General features: G+C 42.2%; 13 protein-coding genes. All 13 read right to left on the minus strand.

All coding sequences use genetic code 11. From position 1 onward, the window contains the following. Positions 1 to 8: 8 nt before the first annotated feature. Positions 9 to 1,928, minus strand: coding sequence for a glucosamine-6-phosphate deaminase (gene nagB / locus J4N24_RS04115; RefSeq protein WP_207532391.1), 1,920 nt, complete (start codon positions 1,926 to 1,928; stop codon positions 9 to 11). A gap of 1 nt (position 1,929) precedes the next feature. Then, a complete protein-coding gene (locus tag J4N24_RS04120; RefSeq protein ID WP_207532392.1) occupies positions 1,930 to 4,590 on the minus strand; it encodes a glycoside hydrolase family 2 protein in 2,661 nt (886 codons plus the stop codon). A gap of 21 nt (positions 4,591 to 4,611) precedes the next feature. Further along, positions 4,612 to 6,909: a GH92 family glycosyl hydrolase gene (locus J4N24_RS04125; protein ID WP_242691506.1), complete on the minus strand. Its 2,298-nt coding sequence runs from the start codon at positions 6,907 to 6,909 to the stop codon at positions 4,612 to 4,614. 10 nt (positions 6,910 to 6,919) lie between these two features. Beyond that, positions 6,920 to 8,023 carry a family 10 glycosylhydrolase gene (locus tag J4N24_RS04130; RefSeq protein WP_207532393.1) on the minus strand — a complete coding sequence of 368 codons (1,104 nt, stop codon included), beginning with the start codon at positions 8,021 to 8,023 and terminating at the stop codon, positions 6,920 to 6,922. Positions 8,024 to 8,025: 2 nt separating this feature from the next. After that, positions 8,026 to 9,147, minus strand: a complete 1,122-nt coding sequence (locus tag J4N24_RS04135; RefSeq protein WP_207532394.1) for a carbohydrate-binding family 9-like protein — start codon at positions 9,145 to 9,147, stop codon at positions 8,026 to 8,028. 7 nt (positions 9,148 to 9,154) lie between these two features. Continuing rightward, positions 9,155 to 11,035, minus strand: coding sequence for a glycoside hydrolase family 35 protein (locus J4N24_RS04140; RefSeq protein WP_207532395.1), 1,881 nt, complete (start codon positions 11,033 to 11,035; stop codon positions 9,155 to 9,157). 20 nt (positions 11,036 to 11,055) lie between these two features. Beyond that, positions 11,056 to 12,663 carry a beta-N-acetylhexosaminidase gene (locus tag J4N24_RS04145; RefSeq protein ID WP_207532396.1) on the minus strand — a complete coding sequence of 536 codons (1,608 nt, stop codon included), beginning with the start codon at positions 12,661 to 12,663 and terminating at the stop codon, positions 11,056 to 11,058. Between the two features lie 22 nt (positions 12,664 to 12,685). After that, positions 12,686 to 14,209, minus strand: a complete 1,524-nt coding sequence (locus J4N24_RS04150; RefSeq protein WP_207532397.1) for an alpha-L-fucosidase — start codon at positions 14,207 to 14,209, stop codon at positions 12,686 to 12,688. 131 nt (positions 14,210 to 14,340) lie between these two features. Further along, entirely contained in the window at positions 14,341 to 16,851 is a 2,511-nt protein-coding gene (locus J4N24_RS04155) for a carboxylesterase family protein (protein ID WP_242691507.1), read from the minus strand. 98 nt (positions 16,852 to 16,949) lie between these two features. Then, positions 16,950 to 18,536: a SusD/RagB family nutrient-binding outer membrane lipoprotein gene (locus J4N24_RS04160; protein WP_207532398.1), complete on the minus strand. Its 1,587-nt coding sequence runs from the start codon at positions 18,534 to 18,536 to the stop codon at positions 16,950 to 16,952. Positions 18,537 to 18,608: 72 nt separating this feature from the next. After that, positions 18,609 to 22,121 carry a SusC/RagA family TonB-linked outer membrane protein gene (locus J4N24_RS04165; protein WP_207532399.1) on the minus strand — a complete coding sequence of 1,171 codons (3,513 nt, stop codon included), beginning with the start codon at positions 22,119 to 22,121 and terminating at the stop codon, positions 18,609 to 18,611. Between the two features lie 198 nt (positions 22,122 to 22,319). Then, positions 22,320 to 23,441 carry a FecR family protein gene (locus J4N24_RS04170; RefSeq protein ID WP_207532400.1) on the minus strand — a complete coding sequence of 374 codons (1,122 nt, stop codon included), beginning with the start codon at positions 23,439 to 23,441 and terminating at the stop codon, positions 22,320 to 22,322. Between the two features lie 127 nt (positions 23,442 to 23,568). Next, positions 23,569 to 25,029 carry an alpha-L-fucosidase gene (locus J4N24_RS04175; RefSeq protein ID WP_242691508.1) on the minus strand — a complete coding sequence of 487 codons (1,461 nt, stop codon included), beginning with the start codon at positions 25,027 to 25,029 and terminating at the stop codon, positions 23,569 to 23,571. Positions 25,030 to 25,279 lie beyond the last annotated feature (250 nt).

Consider the following 25,279-nt stretch of genomic DNA (forward strand, 5'->3'; position numbering starts at 1 on the left):
CTCTTATCTTAAAAGGAATATCTTACAAATGCTTCGATTGCTTCATATTCAGCCAATCCAAGCTGATTGTAAGCTCTGGCTGTTTCCCGGGTGCGGTCTTCTGCTCTTACCCAGAATTCCCTTGAATCGTCTCCTGGGAATACGGCTCTGTCTTTTTGCGATTGATGCTTGAAGATTGCCATGCGCTTGCGCTCTACTTCCTGTGGCGAAAGTGGAACTGCCATTTCTATTTCATGGATTTCAAACTCATGCCATGCTCCACGGTACAACCACAACCAGCAGTCTGCAATCCAATCCTCTGTTGCCTTCAGCCTTTGTAAAGCTTCATGGATAATATTAAAGCAGATCTTATGGGTACCGTGCGGGTCGGCAAAATCACCGGCGGCATACACCTGATGGGGCTTTACCTCTTTTAACAGCTCCATCGTTTGAAGGATATCATCTTCGTAACTTACCTTTTTCTGCTTCTTGGCCCTGTCGTAAAATGGAAGGTCCATGAAATGAATATGATCATCAGGAAGACCTGCATAACGGGCTCCGGCAATTGCTTCTCCCTTACGGATCAAACCTTTCACCCGCTGGATCTCTTTCAGATCCTCCTGATTGGGAGTCTTCTCGTCAAAGAAACCTTTCATTTCAACATATAACGCTTTAAGGTCCGTTGTATCCTGTCCTTGTGCTGCTCCAAAATCTATAGCAAACTCTACAAAGCGCAGTACATCATCATCCCATACGGCTGTATTTCCTGAAGTTTGATAAGCAACATGAACATCGTGACCATGATCAGCCAGGCGGATGAAGGTACCTCCCATAGAGATCACATCATCATCCGGATGAGGAGAGAACAACAGCACCCTTTTCTTTGCCGGATCCCTTCTCTCTGGCCGTTGTGAATCATCTGCATTGGGCTTTCCTCCCGGCCATCCGGTAATGGTATGCTGTACGGCGTTAAAGATCCTGATATTGATATCGTAAACGGGCCCCTGTTCAGTTGCCAGCTGAGCCATACCATTATTATTATAATCCTCTTCTGTAAGTTTCAAGATGGGTTTATTTACCGCCTTAGCCAGCCAGATCACCGCTTTCCTGATGTTCTTCTCATCCCAAACCATGTCTTTCACTAACCATGGCGTATTGAAGCGGGTCAAATCAGCAGCTGCATCCTGATCCAAAACGAATTCTACATTGTCGGATAGCTGAAGATAAGTTGCCGGGACATCAGAAGATATTTCCCCTTCTACTGCTTTTCTGATGATCGGAGCTTTCTTTCCGCTCCAGGCCATCAGGATAATTTCTCTTGCTTTGAAAATCGTTCCCACTCCCATGGTGATCGCCTTTACCGGAACGTTTTCCTTTCCTCCAAAATCATGAGCCGCATCACGACGGGTAAGATCGTGAAGGGTTACTACACGGGTACCCGAATTAGGTGCAGAACCAGGTTCGTTAAAACCGATGTGACCGGTACGACCGATTCCCAGGATTTGCACATCCAGTCCACCCAAGTCGGAAATCTTTTTTTCGTACTGAAGGCAGAACTCGTTCCTTTCCTCAGGACTCAAGGTTCCATTCGGAATATTCACATTGGCAGGATCGATATCAATATGGTCAAACAAGTTCTCGTGCATGAACCTTACATAGCTCTGTTCAGCACCAGGTTGCATGGGATAATATTCATCGAGATTGAAAGTAATAACGTTTTTAAAGCTAAGACCTTCCTCCTTATGCAAACGGATCAGCTCGGCATACACCTGCAAAGGTGTTACCCCTGTTGCCAGTCCAAGAATTGCATGTTCAGACTTTTCCTGCTTTACTCTGATAATACCCGCTATCCGCGCGGCTACAGCTTTAGATGCAGTTTCTTTATCAGCAAAAATAGATACAGGTAGTTTTTCAAATCTGGTTTCTTCTAAGAGATTTAATCTTGCCATATTATGGATTCGGAATTATAAATTGTTCGGACGTATTCCATCCGTTTATTGAAATAATAGGAGCTACATTATCATTAGGCTCCGGATACTCAACGACTAAGGACCTGCTTTCCCCAGGAATCACTGAGATGTAGTTATCGGAATAAAAAGCAGGTAGAATTCTTTGGCGCGTTTGAGGATGAACGACAGATACCCGGTTAAAGAAGGAAACAGCACCACCGTTTGCAGGGCAGGAAACTGTGACCTGAATTTTGCCTGCATCTAACTTTTTAGCTGTCACTACTGGTTTAACCTTTTTCAGGCTATTCAATCCAGAGTAACGTCCGTTCTTATCCGCCAGCCAGTAGAAATTGTCACTTATTGTCTCTTTGTTTTCGTCAAGAAGTTTCACAGATAGGAACATGCCTTTATCTGCAGCCATTTTATCTACGAAGTCTTTTACAGGCAAAAACTTCTTGGTTCCGCCCGCTTCCAATCCCATAAAAACCTGGGTTATAAGCGAATCTTTTCCCTCCATAGAATATGCTTTAATTTGAAGCATCAGGTTCTTATAGGTTTTAAGGGAGTTATTTATTCCCGTAACCATTCCGTCCACAGGATTATAAGCAACATGAACAGCTTCGCTACCCTTCCTTAAGCCGTACAAACAGGCATTCGGATCCAGATAATAATCGTACATCTGGCCTCGCATTGCGGTCCACGGGTTCTGTGTTTTCCAAATAATAACTCCCGTATACCAATCGTTCATGTGCGAGCTGAAGCCTTCCATCAAGGCCCTATACTGGTCGTAGTTGACAAGCTGCGCTTTCTTGGCAAAATCCCTTGCGTCTAAAGCTGTTCCATAGGGCTCTATAAAACCTTCATAACCCACTCCTTTATATTTATGGTAGTCCCACACGGAATCTACAATCTCTTCAGCTTTGGGATTTTTTGTCGTTGCAGGTATGTATTTAGGGGCAATCATATTCTTTTCAGGAATAAAACGCTCCAGGGATTCATAATCGCCAACCCCTACGGAACCCACTTCAGAGTTGAAAGGATAAGTGCGGTAGTCCCAGAATTTACTTATGGGTTGTATCGTGTAAGGTCCGTCACCGTTACCCCAAATCGTATTTCTCGACATGGAATCCGAGTTCGAATAATCGACAAACCATCTGGTGCCATCCAGTGAAGGAAGCAAAGAATCTCTGAGTGGAACAAGAATATCATCCGGGGGAGTCATCTCATTACCACCGCACCACATTGCCAGGGATGGATGATTACGAACCATTTTAATCATATCTGCAGCCGATTCAAGGAAAAGGTTATGATCATCAGGATACTTTCTCCTGGTCCACTGATCTTCCTTTTTAAGTGGATCCAGCCAACGGCCATTGCAATCGCCCGACATCCAGAAATCCTGAAAAACAAGCAAACCGTACTTATCGCAAGCCTGGTAAAATTCAGGTCTCTCAATCAAAGCACCGCCCCAGATACGGATGAGGTTAAGGTTCATATCCCGGTGGTGTCGTATTTCTGCGTCATATCGTTCATTACTGAACCGCAGCATCGCGTCTGAAATGATCCAGTTCCCCCCTTTGATAAAGATCTTTTGTCCGTTGACAAAAACCTGGCGACTTTCAGTTTTCGTGTTAAAGCTAGTCTGGATCTCACGAACACCGAAGCTGATGTTTTCGAAATCAGACTCTTGCTTATCTCTTGTTACGAAACGGAGTTTAAAATTGTAAAGTTCCTGGCGACCGTACATATGCGGCCACCATAGCCTGGGATTTTCTATTGTAAAATCAGGAAGAGAGACCTCATGATTTCCTGGTTTAAGCTCTACCTGTTTTGAAACCAGCTTCCCATTAAGCTCATACTCCAAAGCGCCTTTCACTGGAACGGAACCTGAATTTTCGAGGGTAGCACTAAGTTTTAGGGTAGCAGGTTTCTGCGGTCCCTCGGGCTGACGTACACCAGGAACCAGTGTGACAAGATGCGGATCCTTGATATTAACCGAACCTGTCTTCTCAATATAAACCTTATCCCATATCCCGGTATTCCTATCACGGATGGGCTGGATCCAGTCCCAACCCGCCACATACTGATGCGAGACATTCCTTGCAATAACTCCATCACCTCCCTGGCCGCCATTTGGATTACCCACCGGATCGGGCGGATATACGATCACTGCCAACCGGTTTTTTCCATCAGCTGCCAGCAAGGAGCTTATATTGTAAGTTTTGCGCAGAAACATCCCTTTATGCTCAGAGCTATTCAACTTCTTACCATTAAGGAAGACATCGCAACTATAATTGATCCCTCTGAAACTAAGCCAGAATTGTTGTCCCCTCTCCTGCTTTTGTTCAAAATCCTTTACAAACCAATAGGTATAATAATCTCTGCCCGTCTTATAAATATCCGGGATCCTTTCATTATTCATCCCATAGAAAGGATCAGGGATCAGCTTATTATGTAAAAGGCTGGTAAGTACAGTACCGGGAACGACCGCAGGCATCCAACCGGAGAGTGTTGTTGCTGTTTGAGATAAACTGCTACCATTGTCTTTAACCTTTCCCGCCTGCTGACAAAGCCAGCCGGTGTTTAACTCCACTTTATTCTGGGCTATAGAGGAAGTCAGAGTCAGAAAGCCCAGAAAAAGTGTTACTAAATATTTCTTCATGTGTGCGTATTAAATGTCCTACTAGTTATACTCAGACCGTGGGCGGTCTGACTTTTTCTGTCCAAACGTGCGGGAAGGCTCTGCTCCCATTTCTATCTGAAGCGTTCCTCCTTGCATAAGATCACTATGCATGATATAAGCCTTTGTGTAGGGCTTAGAATTGAAGAGAATTTTTTGGATATACTTGTTCTGCTTTGAGTTATTCAGCACCTGGATTTTCAAGGTCTTATCGTTTGCTACCTTCAATTCTGCAGAATTCACAAGGGGACTTCCAAACACATAGGCCCCTGAAGTTGGGTTTACAGGATAAAATCCAAGCGACGAAAAGATATACCAGGCCGACATCTGTCCCACATCTTCATTACCACACAAACCATCGTTCTTATCGGTATAGAGATTGTCCATAATATATCTCACTTTCTCCGCAGTTTTCCACTGCTGTCCCGCATAGGCGTATAAGTAAGGGATATGATGTCCCGGCTCATTGCCTTGAGCATAAGATCCGATCAGTCCTGTAATATCGTTCGAGGCTTTTGCTCCCATGTCGCCTTTGATGAAGAATAAGGAGTCCAGCTTATTCAGAAACGGCTTCTCGCCCCCAAGCATAGAGATCATCCCCTCAACATCATGCGGAATTAACCAGGTATACTGCCACGCATTTCCCTCTGTAAAATCCCCCTTCTCGTGGATCGACTCAAAAGGACTAAATGGAGATCTCCAGGTCTTTTCTGACAAGCGTCCGCGCATGAATCCCGCTTTTGGATCGTAATAGTTCAAATAATACCCTGCTCTCTTTTTGAAGTACTGAAAGTCGTCCTTTTTATTCAGCTTCTTTGCTACCTGCGCGGCACTCCAATCAGCAACAGCATATTCAAGACCGATGGAAACAGACTCAGCCATACTATCTGCAGGAATAAATCCGTACTTCTTCACATAATAAAGTCCCCTTTCATCCAGCATGGAAGAATTTTTAATTGCTTCAAAAGCCAGGTTCTGATCGAATCCTTTATAGCCTTTCAGTATAGCCTCAGAAAGAACAGGAATAGCTGGATTACCCACCATACAATTGGTTTCATTTCCGTGAAGATGCCACACGGGAAGTTTCCCTTGTTGTTTGTAAATCGCAAGCATCGTGTTAGCCATGTCACTTACCTTTTCAGGATGAAGGATAGTATAAAGAGGCTGTGCCGCTCTGTAAGTATCCCATAGCGAGAAAGTGGTGAGGTTATTGAAAGAAGCTTTGTTATAGATCTTTTTATCTGTCCCTCTGTAATCCTTATTATGATCATTAAATAAAGAAGGGGCAATCATGGTATGATAAAGGGCTGTGTAAAACACTCTCATTTGCGCGGGATCGGCAGTAGTGATCTTCACTTTCCCGAGTTCATCCGACCACTTCTCGTCAGCCTTCCTCATGACGGATTCAAAATTCCATCCTGGCGCTTCTGCCTTTATATTTGCAAGTGCATTATCTGTACTAACAGGCGATATTCCCACTTTAACTAAGATCTCTGTATTTGATGGGTCGAAAGTCAGGATGGCTTTGAGCCTTCTTCCTTTTTGTTCAGCTCCGTTCTTTACTGAAATACTGTCGTACACTGAAAATCCTTTGATTTTATCTGAGAACACTGCAGTAAAAAATATTCGCTGATCTACTGCCCAACCAGAAGAAAACCGGTAACCAACGATAGTTGAATCATTAACCTTCCTGACATAGTTCTCAGCCGAACCATCCCATCCAATACCTTGTTCAAGGTCAATGACCATTTTAGGCGTAGTTCCTTTTGGGTAGGAATAACGATGCATCCCAACCCTTTCTGTGGCAGTCAGTTCTGCCTTGATATTATACTTTTTGAGCTTAACCGAGTAGTAACCAACTTTGGCAATTTCATCATTATGAGAAAAAGGAGAATAATAACCAGATGCCGGATTTCCAGGCCTGCCTTTCGAAGGTTTCACCTCTCCTGTTACCGGCATAAAAAGAATATCTCCCAGATCACCTATGCCCGTACCACTTAAATGCGTATGTGCAAAACCGATAATAAGCGAATCAGAATAGTGATACCCTGAACACCAGTCCCAGCCTTCCGACATATTGGTAGGGCCTAATTGAACTGCACCAAAGGGAACATTTACCCCCATAAAAACGTGCCCATGAAAGCCCGTACCGATATATGGGTCAACATAAGAGCTAAGGGGCCCCAAAGGCTTGGTTCCTCCTGCCGCTATTGTTTGGGCAGAAAGTTGAGATGCCAGTCCCATGCAGCACATAGTAAACAGGAAATGGATTTTGGTAATTAAAGATCTTTTAGTATTCATATAATTTGGTCTAAGTGTGTTTTTTAAACTTTTCAAGGCTTTTCAGCACGTCTTCCGTTACATCGCCAAAAAGCGAGATCCCTCCGGCACCCTTATCCAGGGCAACCTTTATTCCGGCTTCAAGTTCCTCTTTATTTTTAAAATCAGGCAGAAAAACACCTGCATAAAGAGGAAAGCGTCCGTTGAGTGCTTTTACCCCTTCATTAACAGCGTCACCTATCCAGCTCACCGGTTCCTTATAAAAGCCATGATAGATCATTGGACATATCCCCGTAAGGTTCCAATTCACCCAATCCTGACGCACATTTCTTTTGGCAACTTCTGGCGTGGGAAACACTGCAGCGGTTATTGATTTCTTCTTTGAAGCTGCAACTGCCGCGAGCTGATTAACGATACCAGTAATAGCATTATAACGGAACAATCTCCAGGAAAGACTGGCTTCGGGATATTCCAGCTGATCGACATCCTGTCCGTATTGTTCCTTAAACTTCCTTTTACAATCGCTGCAATAGCAATAATCGTATTCCGGAAGTTCGCTGGTCTGAACGATCTTATAATTCTTCCAGAGGTTTACAGGAAGGATTATATCACAAAAACGAACATAGTCAAGGTGAATACCATCCACATAATCCTTATTGAGATTATGCTCCACATCCTTTTTCAGATAAGCCAGGGTTTCGGGCTTGCTGGGGCATAACCAGCGGTAGTAGTCTACATAAGGAGGCTTGTCAACACAGGACTCCCCTTTACGATTTATGGCAAATATTTCAGGATTGGCTTCCCGAAGGCTTTTCTCGCCCCTGTTCATCGTCCAGATCCAGCGATGAGCTTCGAGGTTGCAAGCTTTAGCTGTCCGGAAATGAACTTCGCTGTCTCCTTCGAAGAAGATGCCACGAATCCCAGCACTGTAATAACGAGAGTACCTCTGCTTCAATTCCTTTTCACTCTCACCATGCTTCGGGTTTATCCATACCCAGTGTTTAATAACCGGAGTATTTGCAATGGTACTCTTAAGTTCAGTTGCTGTAAGGGTTGAGAGTCCGCTAAAATTAGCGGCAGCTATTCCCGTTCCTGCTACAATGCTTTTTTTTAGAAAATTCCGTCTATTACTCATACCTACAAAGCTTGTATCAAACCTTCATCGTTTATACTCCAGGAACTTTTACCAGCACTGATAACTACGTTAAACTGCCGGGTCCCGGCTTCCATGTTCAAGCTGTTAAGCTTACCGGAAATGGAGAAAGAAGCTGCTGGAAAACCAAGGGTAGCTATATTGGAAGCATAGCGGCCATGCTTCGAATGATATTCCTTTTGCCGGTAGTAAAGCAGCCATAGATATTGTTTCTGTTGCTCAGAATAAGGAAGCACAAAAGAACCGGGCTCTTCTTTACTACTGAATTGCAGATACCCCCAACGCTCCGGCAGATGCATGTTAATCACGCCTTGGGGGGACCAAACCCAATTATTTTCCGGTAATACTTTCCCATTCTTGTCCTTCAGTTTTTCATACTTGCTTCCCGTCCCTTTAGTATCCCACTCAACTCTTGAAAAATTTATGCGCCAGAGACTTCCATCCTTAGGGATCACCGGATCATTGCCGATGGAAATGCAAGAGAAAGGGATAGCCATTTCAACAGTCCAGCCCTTGTCCTGATCACTGGCGTCATTAATGCTTCCTAAAACTTTTACTGCCGACTTCATCCCCTTTGCGTCCCAGGAGATCAAAGCTCCGGAGTTGTTACGGTAAGGTTTTGAAAGGAAAAGATCAAAAACGGTATTCAGAGCATTTAGCTCTATTTCAAAATACTGGTGTGTATTATTATCGGGATCTATAAAAACTTCAAAGTCGTTATCATAGAAGATCACTTCATCGTGTTTGGTAATATTAGCCCAGACACCAGGTTCTTCCATTTCTGCAGCGATATATAAACAGTTTTTATCCCAAAGCATTTTTGCCCTGGTGTTATGCCGGGGTTTTGGTTTCAGATCCCCTTCAATATCTGAAAAGCTTTCTGTCCACAACGCCCTTTCCCATACTTTATCTCCGTAAACATCTCCGTCTATTTCCGGGGCGACCTTCGCATATCCGGCAACATAAGCTAAAGGAGGAGTAAAAAGGTGTTTAAAATCTGCTGCTTTTGCCGGTGCAGGAGCTTGAGCAAGAGCCGCACTGCCTCCACCAAACAAGAACAAAGACAAAACACAGCAGAAAGAATATTTTATTAATTTATGAGTCATTTAGAACTTAGGGTGTTGAGATTAACTGTTCAAGAATAAGCTTTTCTATTCCCGTGATGCTCTCTTTTATGGTATCATTCAGCTGCTCGAAAACAGCAATTTCATTTTTACCTTTATTTAACCAGCAACTGGGAACATAAAGCGTTTGCTGGGGACCAACATTCCAATACCTCCCCAGATTGTGACCATTAACAAAAACAATCCCTTTTCCCCAGCCCTGCATATCAAGGAAAGTATCTCCTGTTTTTTGAAGGTCGAAACTTGCGTAATACATCGCAGGCTGACCTTGTTTATTACGGTTATTGAAATTCTCCATATTTGGAACAGTTTCGAACGGCATTTTGTACATTTCCCAACCTCCCGAGATCTCGAAATCATTGATCTTAACGGGACTTATTATCCCCTTTCTATTATTCACGATCTCTTCGCCGTAATTGATCCTGCCCATATTCTCAACAAGCAGCTCCAGGGTACTATTGAAAGGAATGTTAACCTCCAGTTCATACTGGTTAAGCATACGGTTTAACACCCCCACTCTCATTCCATTTACGTAAACGGTTGCATAATCACGCAATCCTTCAACTTTCAGCTTCCCTTGTACAGGTTGGTTAAAACGTTTACTGTACAGCACGTACCCATGACCCTGGTTTAAATCCTCAAAACTCAAAGGCTGAACATTAGAAACAGGCCTTATCGGCTTCTTTAGGTCTGAAAGCACTACGGTTTTGGAAAAGCGCAGGGGACCGAGTGAAATAACAGGCAAGGCAGGAGGCACTTCAGGAAGTTTCCCCTTGGTATACTTTGCCAGAAGTTCCCTTATTGCGGTATATTTTGGCGTAACCCAGCCTGGTTCTGAAACGAGAGCATCATAATCGTAACTGGTAATATCCGGTTGAATATCATGTTCATTATTATAATTAGCGCCGGAAGTAAAACCGAAGTTTGTTCCCCCATGAACCATATAATAGTTGAAGCTGATTCCCGCTTTCAGATAAGTTTCTGTTTGCTTAGCTACTTCCTCCGCGGAAATCCTGACGAAGGGTTCGCCCCAATGATCCAGCCAGCCAGGATAAAATTCAGCTACCATGTATGGCCCCTTATTTCCATTATACTTGTCGACGGCCTTTTTTAGATTATCAATATTGTTTTCTCCGTTCGCAGTGGGTAAAACCCCGGCAAGAGCGCCGCCCTCAAAAAGCCATGATCCATCACTTGTAAAAAATGGTCCTTCGAAACCAGATTTTAAAAGCATCCCTTTAATTGCCTCGTTGTACTTTTTATGTTCGGCAAGTGGAATATCCTTTCTTTGATTTACGTAGGATCCAAATTCGTTCTCAACCTGAACCATAATAACAGGTCCGCCTTTGCTTACCTGAAAACCTTTCACCTCTGCCGCTAAACGCTGGATATATTGGTTACAGGAATCGAGGAAGGGTTTGTTATAAGAGCGGATCACCAGATCCTTCTCCTTTTGTAACCACCAGGGATAACCACCGAACTCCCATTCTGCACATGCGTACGGGCCTGGTCGAAGGATTACAAACAATCCTTCCTCCTGCGCAATCTTCAGATATTCTCTGATGTCTTTGTTGCCCGAGCGAAAATCCCATACTCCCGGAGCGGTATTATGATAGTTCCAGAAAACATAGGTGGCAACAGTATTAAGGCCCAATGCCCTTAACATTTTCATCCTGTGCCGCCAGTATTCTTTAGGGATGCGCGCGTAGTGCATCTCTCCTGAGCGTACCTGTACTGGCTTGGAATCGTATAGGAACTGGCCCTCCTTAATCTCGAACGAGTGCTTCTTTTGAGCGAAAAGGCTGCTATCCATTCCGAGCAGCAAGAGCAACAAGAGAGCTATCCTGTTTATAGCCTTAAAATTCAACATTGGCCTGTCTTTGAATTGATCTATTTTTCTTTCTTAACCGTCGACAGAGGATCGAAAAATGCCCTGCTATAGTTTACCTTCCACAAGTCGTACCTTGAGAACTGAACTTTCAAGCGTTTCTCAAAATCGCTCCAGTCGCGACTCTCTTTCAGACTCCACAACACTTCGCTTAATGCACTCATCCTTGGGAAGATCTGATATTCCACTTTTGCAGGATTGGTAATATATTCAGTCCAGACATTAGCCTGGGCTCCAAGGATATACTTATGCGATGCCACAGGTAGTGCTGCTGGCAGTGGCTCGTAGCTATAGACTTTCTGAACTGTTGTAAAGCCCCCGAATGTAAGTGAATCCTCTCTCGCACTTTGAGAATGGTCGAAGTACATATAGCCACCCGGCGTCATCATTACATAGTGATTCTGCTTTGCAGCCTCAATTCCTCCTTCTTCCCCACGCCAGCTCATTACAACGGCATTAGGTGCAAGGCCTCCTTCAAGGATTTCGTCCCAACCGACAATCGTTTTTCCCTTAGCGTTTACATATTTCTCCATGCGCTGGATAAAATAGCTCTGCAACTCATGCTCATCCTTAAGCTTATGATCCTTTATGCGCTGCTGGCATTTCGGGCACTTCTTCCAACTGGTCTTAGGACATTCGTCGCCGCCGATATGGATATACTTAGAAGGGAAAAGAGGGGCAACTTCATCAATAACATCCTGTAAAAAAGTAAACACTTTATCATTACCAGCACAGAAAACATCATCAAAAACACCCCATGTTTCCTGAACTTTATAAGGCCCGCCTGTACAACCAAGGTAAGGGTAAGCTGTAAGAGCAGCAGAGGCATGACCAGGCATCTCTATTTCAGGAACCACTGTTATATACCTGTCGGCGGCATATTTAACCACCTCCTTAATCTGCTCCTGGGTATAAAATCCTCCATGCGGCGTGTTGTCGTTCCCCGTGCCCGGGTAATGTCCTATTATCGTTCCCTTACGAACAGACCCAACTTCCGTTAGCTTAGGGTATTTCTTTATTTCAATCCTCCAACCCTGGTCGTCTGTAAGGTGCCAGTGGAAGTAATTCATCTTATGTAGGGCAAGATAATCTATGTATTTTTTTACAAAAGAAACGGGAAAGAAATGCCGGCTTACATCAAGATGCATTCCGCGGTAATCGAAACGAGGTTTATCTTTAATAGTTAAAAACGGGATATCGAGACTTTTCTTTGCCGGATCCAGGGTTTGTATCAGCGACTGAACACCATAGAAGATACCCGTCTCTGTTCCTGCATTGATAAAAACGCCCTCCTTCTTAACGGTTAAAGAATATGAATTATCAGCTGTTCCAGACTTTTTGTCAAGGTTCAGATAAACACCCTTTGATGTTTGCTTGGGGTTCTCCTGAAGGTTCAGGTTATAGAAATCCTGCAAATAGGTTTTCAAAAAACCGGCTGATTTTTTCAAGCCCTGTTGCTTGTAAACAATCGGGGTACCTGTGCTAAGCGTAAAACTGCCTTTCGATTGGGAAAGGCTCATTTCTGCCGGACGGGGAATAATACTTACCTGCGCCCGAAGTTCCCTTCCAAGCGATAAAGCCACTAATAAGCCAACCAGGATCTTTTTCATTTTTGGTGTGTGTTTGATTGTATTAATAAGATTGCTTGTATAAACCGATCTCACTTAAAACCGGGTTCCTTCTTGATGAATGGATATTTATTCTAAACTCTTTCCCTTTAACTGCAGGAAATTTACACAGTCGTTTATAGCCTACTGTGGTCCCCTGCGCCAGGAGCTTCCACTCTCCATTGCTCTTATACTCCAGACTGAAAGCCTCAACTCTCTGCCCCTTCATAATATTCTCCTGAACGGAAAGGATATCTATTTCCTGTGGTTCTTTTAAAGTAATATTGATAGTGGCTGTTGAATCTTTTCCTTTGGTGGTCCAATCAGTGGAATAAACATTATCGGTTAGCGTTTTTATTTGTTGCTTATTGCTACTGGTCTTTCCTTCAGATGCATAGTTCCTAGAAAAGGTTTTATTAAGTATTGATCGAAAACCTTTAAGGCTGGTCACGTCACTGTTGCTAATCAAACCCCTTGTATCAGGAGGAATATTTAGGAGGAGAACACCATTTTTTCCTACCGAGTGGAAATAGATGTCTGTTAACTTCTCTGGACTTTTTACCTGGGTATCCTCCTCCGGATGATAAAACCATCCCGGTCGTATAGATACGTCTATTTCTGAAGGATACCACACCAAAGCCTTCGCCTTCAAAATCTTCTCCCGGCTACCCAGATCATCTTCCATCCTGTTTTTTGGAGCGAAGGAAACTTCTTTCTGGGAACCATCTGCAACACTTTCCTGATTCTGCAGGTCGACTGGCACTACACTCCATTCCGTTTCCCTTCCATATCCGGTTTCAGTACCTACCCATCTTACATCCGGCCCCATCACAGCAATTACAGCCTGCGGTTGCAACTTACGGATCAACCTATACCACTTGTCAAAGTCATAGTCCTGTTTCTTGCCTCCCGGTCCCTCTCCATTAGCTCCATCAAACCAAACTTCGTCAACCTGTCCGTAATTCGAAAGCAGTTCTGTTAACTGGTTCATGAAGTAATCGTTATAAGCCTGATTATTACCGAACAATTTGGAATTCCTGTCCCATGGAGAGAGATAAATACCGAAGCCTATTCCATATTTCCGGCAAGCCTCTACAGTCTCTTTTACAACATCGCCCATTCCAGCCTTCCAGGGACTGCTTTTAACGGAGTAATCTGTATAAGCGCTGGGCCAGAGACAAAAGCCATCATGATGTTTCGCCGTTAGGATAACCTGTTTAATCCCAGCTTCTTTACAAATCCTCACCCATTGTTCTGCGTCTAAAGCTGTGGGATTGAACTTTGACGGACTATCAGTTCCATCTCCCCATTCTTTACCCGTGAAGGTGTTCATTCCAAAGTGTATAAAACCTGTCATTTCCAATTGCTGCCAGCGCAATTGACGTGGAGCGGGAACTACAAAACTGGCCTTCTGTATAATCTGACTATACGTATCCGTACTCTCAATAATTACCGAATTTTTCTCTTCGGTCTGCTGAGCAAAGGAATTAGTAATCCCTGAAAAAAACAGAAAAGCACTAAGACAGTAAATATGGAATTTGGGATTCATAGCTTATTTTGATCTTATCAGCATCCGCTTTGTGTAGAGTGCGGCTAAGCCGCACTTTAACACTTCGAACACTAACAATCAATATGTTTAATAAGGACAATTTTCAGATGAAAACTGCTTACAGGAGAAACTTAATCCTGACTAATTTTTTGCCCTTTTTCCAGGCTCCAATCGTTACCATAATAACCAGCCTGCTTAATTGCAGAACTTCCCTTCTCGAGAAGGTCGGATTTAAAGATCATATAGTCAGCAAATCCGCTGCCTCCGGCGAAATACTGGTTTGCATCAGCAGCTCTCATACCCAGTAATCCACTACCTCCAACTACTGCAACCGACGCTTTTTTACTATCACTTCTAGGCCAAACGAAATAAGCTGCAAGATCATCACCTCTGTACTTTTGATTTCCCGCGGTTACTACCCCCTTGTCTATTTTGATCGGGCAATTTTTCAATAATTTATTATAAGCCGAATTGGTACTTGCATTACCGTAAATTATTACACCACGCTCGGCATACTTTGAGGGACTAAATTCCTTGTCAGCAACAACATCCACACTTCCATTGCCTCTGTAATACCATGATTCAGCGTCGTATCTTGCTTTGCTATAGGCCCAGGCTTTTTCTGCTGCAGATCCTGAAGTACCATAAACAAAGACCATTCTGTTATTGAATGCTTCTTTAATCGTACCATTCCTTACGGTACCTTTTTCTGTTTCGGATAGAGCATTTCCAATCGTCCATTGGCTATTATTCCTTCTCAAGAACACCTTGTCTGAACCAGACTTTGTACTGTACTTTATCTCACTACCATCCAAGGCAATCTTAACAGGAGTACCCGCCGAAAGGCCACTTAGATCGAATGAGACAACAGAGGCATTTTCCGTTGTACCGCTAATTGTTTTTAAATCATTCGAACGGGATAAACGGATGCGGCTATATTTCAGTGACTCCTGCTGTTGAAGAATAGAAGCCCAGTGGAAGGAAGAGGAAATAGCGGGATTAGCCGTTGTAAAATCAACATCTTTCACCGCTGTATCAGCAGGTATCGTGTGCCATTTGAAATATTCGAAAAGAGGAGCCCAATCAACGCTTTCATCTCCGAACCAGTGAGTCCCCCCAGGATATTCGTAATAACTCATATCCTTTTGAAATCCAGCAAGTACCTGGTGCATCTGGCGTGCAAAATTAACAGTAACCACTTCGTCACTGTCTCCATGGTGCACATACACACCTCCCGCCTTATAATTTTTAGCAAGCTGAAAAACATCACTTTGATTGCTTGCCTGCAAGATCAGTTTCTCCACAGCTGGCTTTCCCGAAATATCCGGAATTTTTCCGTCAGCAGAGCCATAACCTGCCAATGTTGGATACCCCGCACAGGGAGCGATGGCAGCCCACATACCAGGATACGTGGCTCCAAGGTACCAGGTACCATGACCTCCCATGGAGTGTCCTGTTAGATATATGCGTTTAGGATCTGGTTTAAATTCCTTTTTCGCTATCCCTAATACCTCCAATGCATCAATCCTTCCCCAGTCTTCCCAGTTAAATCCCCTTGGACGGCGGTTCGTTGCTGCTACCAGTACTCCTTCTTCCTTGCTTTTGTAAGCCCGGGCTTGATTGATGGCCTCTACTCCAGCTCCGTGAACTGAAAGGAATAGATCAGGGGTAGATTTTCCTCCTTGCTTCTGAGGACTTACACTGAAGTATTGAGTACTTCCATCGACATTGCTGACAAAAGTCCTGCTATAATCCTCGGTTTCCGTTACTGCCTCAATCCGGATATTTTGTACGTCGAGAGTTGAGGATCCCTTCAGGAGACTAAGAGAACAATCGTACATGCCTTTAGCAGAAATAGCCGAAGGATCAATGTTAAATGGAACCTTCCGTACCGACATTGCAGGGATGGAAGGAACGTTTAAAGTCGCTGTTTTTCCTTCAAGCTTACTGTTGATCTTAAGTCCGCTTAATATCTTGTCTGTATTATTTACTATTACCACTGCACCAGAAAGTACGTTCTTATCCTTCCCAGCGATGATAATAGGTAAAGTCGGATCTTTTATATTCAGGAATGTTAATTTCTGATCAAATAGAAGTTCTGCAGCTATCCCCTCTTCTGAGGAAAAACTGCTTCCTCTAACATAAAACTCGTTCAGGCCTTTTTTTAGCTGGACCGGTAAATAAAGATAGCCGTATGCATACAAGTCTCCCGCTCTAGGTTCTCCGTTTACATAAACCATGTTATTACCGCTTACATGTAAGATGGCCTTTTGCTCCTTATCTGACTGGTAAGTAAGATACAGGTAGCCGTTGCTTAGCGACCTATCTTTAAATTTTTTATCTGTGTTTACAGCCAATGATCTCCAGGAAATATTCTCACCCTTATCATTGGTTAAAAGGTCGGCATTTTCAAATGGTGTTTTTATTGCACCCTTGTAATAATTAAGGGCGAAAAAATCTTTATATAATGCCTCGCGACCGTAACGATGTACAGATGGTGCCACAAGGCCTTTTGTGAAATTATAGTTTTGTTGAGCAGTAGCAGCAGAAAAAAGTAAAAGGCTAAGGGGAATTGATAACCCGAAAACAGTCTTCAACTTCTGCGCTCCTGATTTAAGTGTGTATTTAGCAGTGTGGATCATAAAAATTTAGACATAAGAAAGCCTTAACACACATAATGTGCGTTAAAAGGGGAATAAATGTCAGGCTGCGGTATGCAACCTGACAAGAATGAAGGGAGTTAGTTAACGTCCCAGAAAATTTTAGTTGTTCTGGTATCTTCTGCCCTTACTGCGTCGTAGTTAGGGTTAAAGGTTTTCTCCTCTGAAGGATAAACAAGCCGTGTAGGCGGATTTTGATAATTTACCAGAGTTTGTACAGGGAAAGTTAATGAAGGAGTATTAGTCCTGCGATATTCAGACCATGCTTGTATTGATTGAAGGAATCCAAAATGTAGCCACTTTTGTGTATATATCTTTGACAATTTCTGAGCATCCGTTCCAGTATAGCTGGCTGAAGAGTTATTTACAAATGCATCGATTACACTGGTGGCTGGAGTAGCCTCGGTTTTAAGCGTAGTATTAAGATGATTTAAAAAATAATAGAAGGTTACTGACTGTCTCAAAGCAAGATCATATGCAGCTTTTGCGTCGCCTCCACCCCATCTTTGATAAGCCTCAGCTTTTATAAAATTAACTTCAGGAGCGGTTATCACAATTCCGGGCATGTTCCGGTTCTGCAGGAAAGTCGCCGAATCTAATATAGCGTAATCAGCCAAAGTACTAGCTTGTTGTTCAGAAGTAAATGAAACAGGCTGAGCCCTCCAGGTAGGATTTGGAACAAAAACATTATTTGTTGTTCTGCCATACTTATCAAACATTACCGGAATTCTCGGATCGTTCGCAGGAAGCATAACAGTGTTAAGCATATAATCAGGTGCCGAATAAGACCCGATTTCCGTTAAAGCGGAATTAAGATTGTCTGTATTAGTTGTTAATGGACGTAGTAATATATCTGAGCTAGCAGGGTTGTATGCAGCAACATTTCCGCCATCTACCAATGGGTACTGAGTCGGACTAGCCAGCATTTTAAGGATTTCCGTTTTAGCAGTATTTTCCTCTGCATTGGACATTCTCATTAACAAGCGAAGGCGTATCGAATTTGCATATCTTCTCCATTTGTCGACATTTCCCGATAACAAAATATCATATCTGGAGAAAGTGGCATTTGTTGTAGCTGTACTAAAATAAGTCGAGGCTGCATCCAGGCCAGAAATGATTGTACTGTAAAGTTCTTTCTGATCATCAAACTTACCGTAAGTAATAGTACTGTTGGAATGTAAACTTCCTGCTTCCGAGAAAGGAATATCACCCCACAAATCCACCATTTTTGAAGCCTCATCGTACAAAACTACCATTGCCGCTTTCATAATAACTTCATTCGTTTTCTGCTGGTCTGCAGGCATGGCAGAATAAGCATTTTCCATTTCCCTATAAAGGCTCAATGGACCTCCGCCATTACTTGTGGGCGCATAAAAGTCATTCCAATAGCCCTGAGCATAATTCTCATTTTGCTGGTAGGCCGTATTTCCATTGGTAAATGAAGCCGTTTGACTATATACAGCTGCATGAGGAAGTAAAAATGTTCTCACATTCCAATAGGAAGGGCGTACTCGGTCATTGTTGAGCATTGCAGAAAATAATCCAGGAACATCTGCTGTTGTTGATTTATCAGGGTTGAAATATTTTTCCTCAAGTTGATCTTTACAACCTGATAACATTGTAGCAGAACCTGCTAACAAACATATAGCGATTAATATCTTTTTCATTGGATCTTTATTTACCAGACGTGATGACGATCAAATAATCAATGATCTGATGATCGACGCTTCTGTTTCTGACTAAAATTGAGCGTTAAGGGTGAAACCAAAACTTCTTGTAGCGGCGGTTGAACCAACATCGTACCCTTGAGAATACCACCTATTACCAATAACAGCTTCCGGATCAAGGTTATCCAGCGTTTTCCATAAGTAAAATAGGTTACGACCAATTAGCGCAATCCTTAAGTTCCTTACATGCATTTTATTAGACACGGAAGCAGGAAGAGTATAACCTAAAACTGCCTCTCTCATTTTGATAAAGCTGTTGTCAAAAACGGACCCCTCTTCATTTAATGCATCTCCTCCCCAACCGAATGTAGTTAGATAGTAATCTGCAGCGCTTAAGATTGCCGTATTTGCAGCACCTGTTTTCTGATTCACACCTTTCAAAAGGACTCCGTCATTGTAGGTAACTCCGTTAACAGTATACTGTAATCCTCCATGCTCTGCATCACGGTACTGAAGGGTATTTTCAAACATACCCGCACCCATCATATACTTAGTATTATTGGAAATCATTTGTCCTCCCAGTCGATAGTCAACAGTGAAATCTAAATTAAACCTCTTAAAATTAAAGGAGTTAGTTAACCCACCTGTAGCCTTGGGCATAATATTTCCAACTTTAATATACCTGGATTTATCCATTACATAGTATCCTTCATCACTGATAAGGTAATTGCCATTTCCATCAGTTGCTCGAGGATACACAAGAATATCTCCTAATATCCCCCCCCTCTTAGCCACCATAAGTAATGAAGATTGCTCAGTATTTTTAAAAGTCAATTGATCAGATTGCCCATCAATATCGTGTAAGCGAGTTCTAACTGATGAAAAGTTTAAACGAGTATTCCATTTCAAAGCACCGGATACTGGAGTTCCAAACAATGATAGTTCAACACCTTTGCTACCGATCTTTCCTATATTAACAATTTGCCCGGTAGCTCCTACACTTGTAGATGTTTGTAGTTGAAGAATTTGATTCTTGATAGTATTATCGTAATAACTGATATCAAATCCAACCCGATTCTTTAGGAATCTTGTCTCCATACCAAACTCTGTCTCATACTTCTTTTCCGGCTCCAAAGTTCTGTTACCATAAACGCCAGACATAGTAAGAACTGGTACAGATCCATTCTCTGTCTGTATAGACTTTTGAGTATAAGCCACGTTTCCTTCATACATTGGAGGTCCGTTACCTACTACCCCATAAGAAGCTCTCAACTTACCAAAACTGATAAAGGAAGGCATTTTAAATGCATCAGAGAATACGAATCCAGAGTTGATCGAAGAGTAAAAATAGTCATTGTACCCCGGTGCCAAAGACGAAACGTACTCTTTCCGGGCGGTTCCCTCCAGGTATAGATAATCCTTGAAGCTTACGTTTGCAATACCAATACCTGCATATTGTAGCAATTCTTTGTTAGTAGCAGTAGTAGTTGCTTGTGCGTAAGAGTTCGATATTGAGAACCAATTTTCTGTTACAAGTCCGCTAGCCGTATTAGTCCCCTGATCTTTATAGTTCTCAGTTCTTGATTGAAATCCCCCTGTAACAGAGAAATCTATGTCTTTTCCAGCTTTATTTGCATAGGTTAAGAGGGCGTCTCCATAAAGAATAGAATAATACCCTTTAGAGATATTGTAGCCACCAGTACTTGATGTTGGTTGGTTATAAGCTGTAGGAACTTCATTATATTGCCTGTTCTCAATATTTAAAGCAGTATAATCATTTCCTATTCTTCCTCTAAGTTTCAAATGTTTTGCCACATCCCAGTTAGCCGTTATGCTAGACAGCAATCTATTTTCTGTCTCATCATAACTGTTGCGATACTGATTCCAGTAAAAATCTAATAGATTAGTAGCACGAATATTATAAATGAAGGCTTCAGGTGACTGTGATGCATTTGCTAACTGAACGTATTTGTAACCCTGACTAGTTTGGAACTTTTCTTTCATTAAGCTCATGTCTTCCGTGCGGCTAAAAAAGCCTCCAAATGAACCAAGCACCTGTCCTAACTGATAGGGCCTGTTATGAGTTAAGGTATTTATATAGCCTACAACTACGTCTGTACTTAACTTATTACTTAACTTTAAAGTACTGTTTAAATTAAACGTATTCTTCTCCTGTTTGCTGCCTGGATTTGTTCCCTTGTAATCTAAACGGGTTGCAGAAAGACGGTAGTTTAACTTATCACTTTGATTGGACAACGAAAGGTTAAAGTTTGAGCTATAGCCATTGTCAAATACATCTTTGTAATTATCAGGTTGAGCTGAATACGAACGAATAGAGCCATCCCACCATTTGACCTGTTGTCCTTCCATCTTGGGACCAAATTGTCCATAAGCTCGGAAGTAGGGGCGATACCCGCTGGGAGATGTTGCATCAGGGATCCAGCCTTCTGCTGTTCCTCCCGCCGAAACGTTTGTAGCTCTATCGTAACCAGGTCCATAGATATTTTGAAACTTGGGTAAAAAGGCTGCATTCTCAAGACTTCCTGCATAGTTAAAATCAACCCCTAAGCCACGGTCTTTCGATCCCTTTTTTGTTGTAATAACAATTACACCACTAGCTGCGTCTGAACCATAAAGAGCAGTGGCACTTGCTCCCTTAAGGATCGTCATGCTTTCTACATCAGCAGGATTGATATCCAGAATTCCATTTCCTCTAATCCTTTGATCATCCCAATAGTTATCATTGTTTGCACCTGCTGCGCCGTTTTGATTATCGTTACGGATCATGATTCCGTCAACCACATAGAGCGGCTGCTTATTGTAATTTAATGAATTAATACCACGGATCTGTACATTAACAGCGCTACTAGCACCTCCAGGAGCTGTTGTAACAGTAACACCTGGAGCTTTACCATACAGAGCTGAAGCAACGTTTGTATTTGCTGCCTCTGTTAAGTCCTTTGAATTAAAGGTGCTAACAGAATATCCCAGCGCCTTCTGCTCCCGTTTGATACCTAATGACGTTACCACAATTTCTTTCAGATTATTTGCAGCAGGATCAAGGCGAACCGTTATAGATGATTGTCCGTTTACAGGAACTTCTTTAGTGATATATCCAATATAGGAGATCACTAATACTGCATTATCAGCAGCATTTACGCTGAAGTTACCGTTAACATCAGTAGAAGTGCCTACACCTCCACCTTTCACCTTTACTGCCGCTCCAATTAATGGCTGACCTGTTTCATCAATTACGCGGCCTTTAATAACAGCCTGAGCAAGGTTTTCTTTTGGAACAATCACGATAAGATTGCTCTCAAGAATGTTATAAGTAAAACTTGAGTTTTGTAATACCTGATTAAGAACTTTTGATACCTCTGCATCCTTAACACGTACATCCACTTTCTGCTCAGCTGGAATATTCCTGTTGCTGAATACAAAACGGTAAACCGTTTTAGCTTCAATCTCTGACAACAGGTCCTGAAAACCAACAGATTTAAGGTTTAATGTAACCTTGGTCTGCGAGAAGGCACCCGCCAAAGCGTGAAAATTAAATACCAGCAATAATCCTAGGGTTAATTTCATCAAAAAAAGACACTTTAAAAGTCCATAGGGGACCCTGACGCCTTGACGACGTGTAAAAAATTCCATATTTTTACTTGATTTTAGTTTATTATTCGCTTCTGGCAGGAAGCAATGATTACACTTTTCAGCCGGAAATTACTCCAATAGTTTCCGGTTTCTTTTTGGTAGCATTTTTACTTCATATTCAATAATTAGAGGTTAATAAATTGTTACTGTCGACTTTTCTATCTTATATTTGAAACTAAAGCCTTCTGTCATTTGAAGTGTTTTTAAAGCCTCGTCTAAAGTTTCCTGTTCGTACGCTCCCGTAAATTTCAGGCCCTTAACATTTTCCTTCTGAAACTTCACGTCAACATTATACCAGCGCTCCATCTTTCGGGCAACAGACTCAAAGTCTTCCTGCTTGAATATCAGCTTATTTTCCACCCAGGAAGTCTCTATGGCAGTAGTATCACTATCCTTAAAATAGGTGATGGTTGTAAGCTTTGATATTTTATTAGTTTCTCCTTTTTGCGATAGTTTATTTTCAGCACTCGATATATCCCTGCTGTTCATGATCACTAGTTTCTGTGATGGTTTTAATACAACCCGCTCATCGGGATGATCATTCATTGAAACTGCGATAGAACCTCTTATAAGCGTGGCTTCAGAGGTTTTATCTCCCTTGTATGATTTAACATTAAATGCAGTCCCGAGAACCTTAATATTCATCTCGTCAGCATGGATGATAAAAGGATGCTTCTTGTCCTCCCTCACATCGAAAAAACCTTCTCCGGTAAAATAGACCTCCCGGGTTTTGCCATCAAATTCCTTTGGATATTCCAGTTTACTTCCGGCGTTTAAGATTATGCGGGTACCATCAGGCAAAATAAACGAAGACTTAACTCCACGCGGCGTAACTTTTACCAGCCAATTCTCACCTCTCTTACTTGTATTTTCGTCATTTACATAATTATAGGTAAGCATTGAAAGGACTGCAATTGAAACTGTAGCCGCTATTTTTAACCCAGCAGTGAACCAACGATTCAAAAATGGGCCTTTTACCTTGCTTTCTTCAAAAACTTCAGGCTCTTCAAAGAACGAAACTGAAGGCTCTTCTAAACTCTCCCGCTCCTTTATCTTTCCCAGAACTTTACTAAAAACGGCTTGGCTATCTATCTTTTTCTCATAACTTCTCCCCCAGTACATCCGGTATAGCTCAGCTTCCTTGCGGTATGATTCATCCTCTCCCATCAGATAAGACAACTCCTGCCTTTCCTGATCGGAGATTTCTCCTGCGAGGTCCTTTGTAAGAAGTTCTATAAATCTTTCTTTAATCATTTGTAAACGTGAAACACCTCCGTTTAATAGAAGGACAATAATTTCTTAATATATGCTTACAACAATATTATTTTTTTTTGAATTTCTAAACGAACTGCCCAATTAGCATTGAGTTGGGTTGACAAAGCTATTTTGCCGTATTAAAAGAAATAGCAATGGCGGCCCTGAAAAGAGCATCTTTATCTTTAAGCGAAGTTGGCAAGTAAACTTTCGTCGACCCGTTCTCCTTAGTCCAACGTAAAGTTTCACCTGTACTTAAGAGCTTCATTTTAGATCCTGCACGAGGCGCATTACCGTTCCATGAAATATATTCAGGCATAGATTGACTTGCAGGAGCATAAAGGGCATAAAGAGTTTTTGAATCCTTGCTCCTGGTAAACCAAACATCACCCTGCTTATAGTTATCAACTGCTCTGGTATTGTAGATCGCTGAACCGTTCCACTTCATCCATTTCCCGATATCTTCCAGTCGCTCAACGACAGCTTCTGGCAAAGTGCCATCAGCGCGAGGCCCGACTCCCAGTAATAAACTTCCGCCCTTTGCTACTATCTCTATCAAAGACCGGACAACTGTTGCTGCGTCTTTATACTGATCATTTGGAACATATCCCCAGGCACCGCCTAGTGTCATACAACTCTCCCATGGGTTATCGATTTTATGATCAGGAATCCTTTGCTCAGGTGTTTGATAGTTCTCATATGGACCATGCACGGTTCTGTCAACTACAAGTAAACCTGGTTGCGCTTGCCTTGCCATTGCAGCAATACGGGGAATATCAATTTCCTGATTTCCTTCCGGAATTTTGGCACCCCAACTTCTTACCTCGTCATTAACGGTTGAAAGGGGCCTTACCCAGCCCCCGTCAAGCCAAAGGATATCAACCGAACCATAGTTATGCATTAGTTCAGAGATCTGGTTGTAACTGAACTGCTTGAACTTATTCCAGCGCCAGGAATACTTACGGATATCATAGTTTGCATTTCGATCCGCCGTCGCATATTTGGGCCACCAGAAATATTCAGAATGCCAATCGGGTTTCGAGAAATACGCCCCGATCATAAAGTCTTGCTTCCTGAAGGCATCAAAAACATGACGGGCAACATCGGCACGGGGATTTGAAGCGAAAGGGCCGGCAGATATTTTAAAGTCGCTTTCTTTTGTATCGAACATAGAAAATCCATCATGATGCTTAGTAGTAAATACCAGGTACTTCATACCCGCATCCTTTCCCGCTTTTGCCCATTGCTCCGGATTAAATTTTACCGGATTGAATAGTTTACTCTGTCCCCAGTACCAGTTTTTATAATCCTCATAAGCAATAGTGCTATCACGCTCAATCCAGTCTTCAGAACAAATGGACCATGATTCTATAATCCCAGGAACAGCATAAAGTCCCCAGTGGATGATCATTCCAAACTTTTGATCCTGCCATTTGTCCAATTTCTTCTTTACCAGCGGATCTGTAGGCCATTCGTATAATTTCGATTGCTGGTGTACACCCTGCTCTTGTGCAGTTACGGCACAATAGGACAGTGTGGTCAATAAAAAAGCTAATATTTTTTTCTTAGGAAAATTTCGATTCATCATTATCTATGCAAAAGGTACCCGATGATAAAGACAGCGCATTTATAGAAAATGCTTACATCGTAAAAAATTAATCTTAAACCTGCGTTTCCTAAGTTGATGTAGTTCTGTAGAAAAAGAACCTCATTCAAGTAAAATCAAGAGCAAAGAATTCCACAGATAAATTTTTCCAATACTGAACAAAAAAGCCAATAAGTCAATTATTAAAATTTTCTTTTTAGACTTTTATAGTTAACTAATGTGAATTAAAATT

Origin of the sequence: Desertivirga arenae, from assembly GCF_017355785.1 — a bacterium.
In the GTDB taxonomy this organism is placed as follows: Bacteria; Bacteroidota; Bacteroidia; order Sphingobacteriales; family Sphingobacteriaceae; genus Desertivirga; species Desertivirga arenae.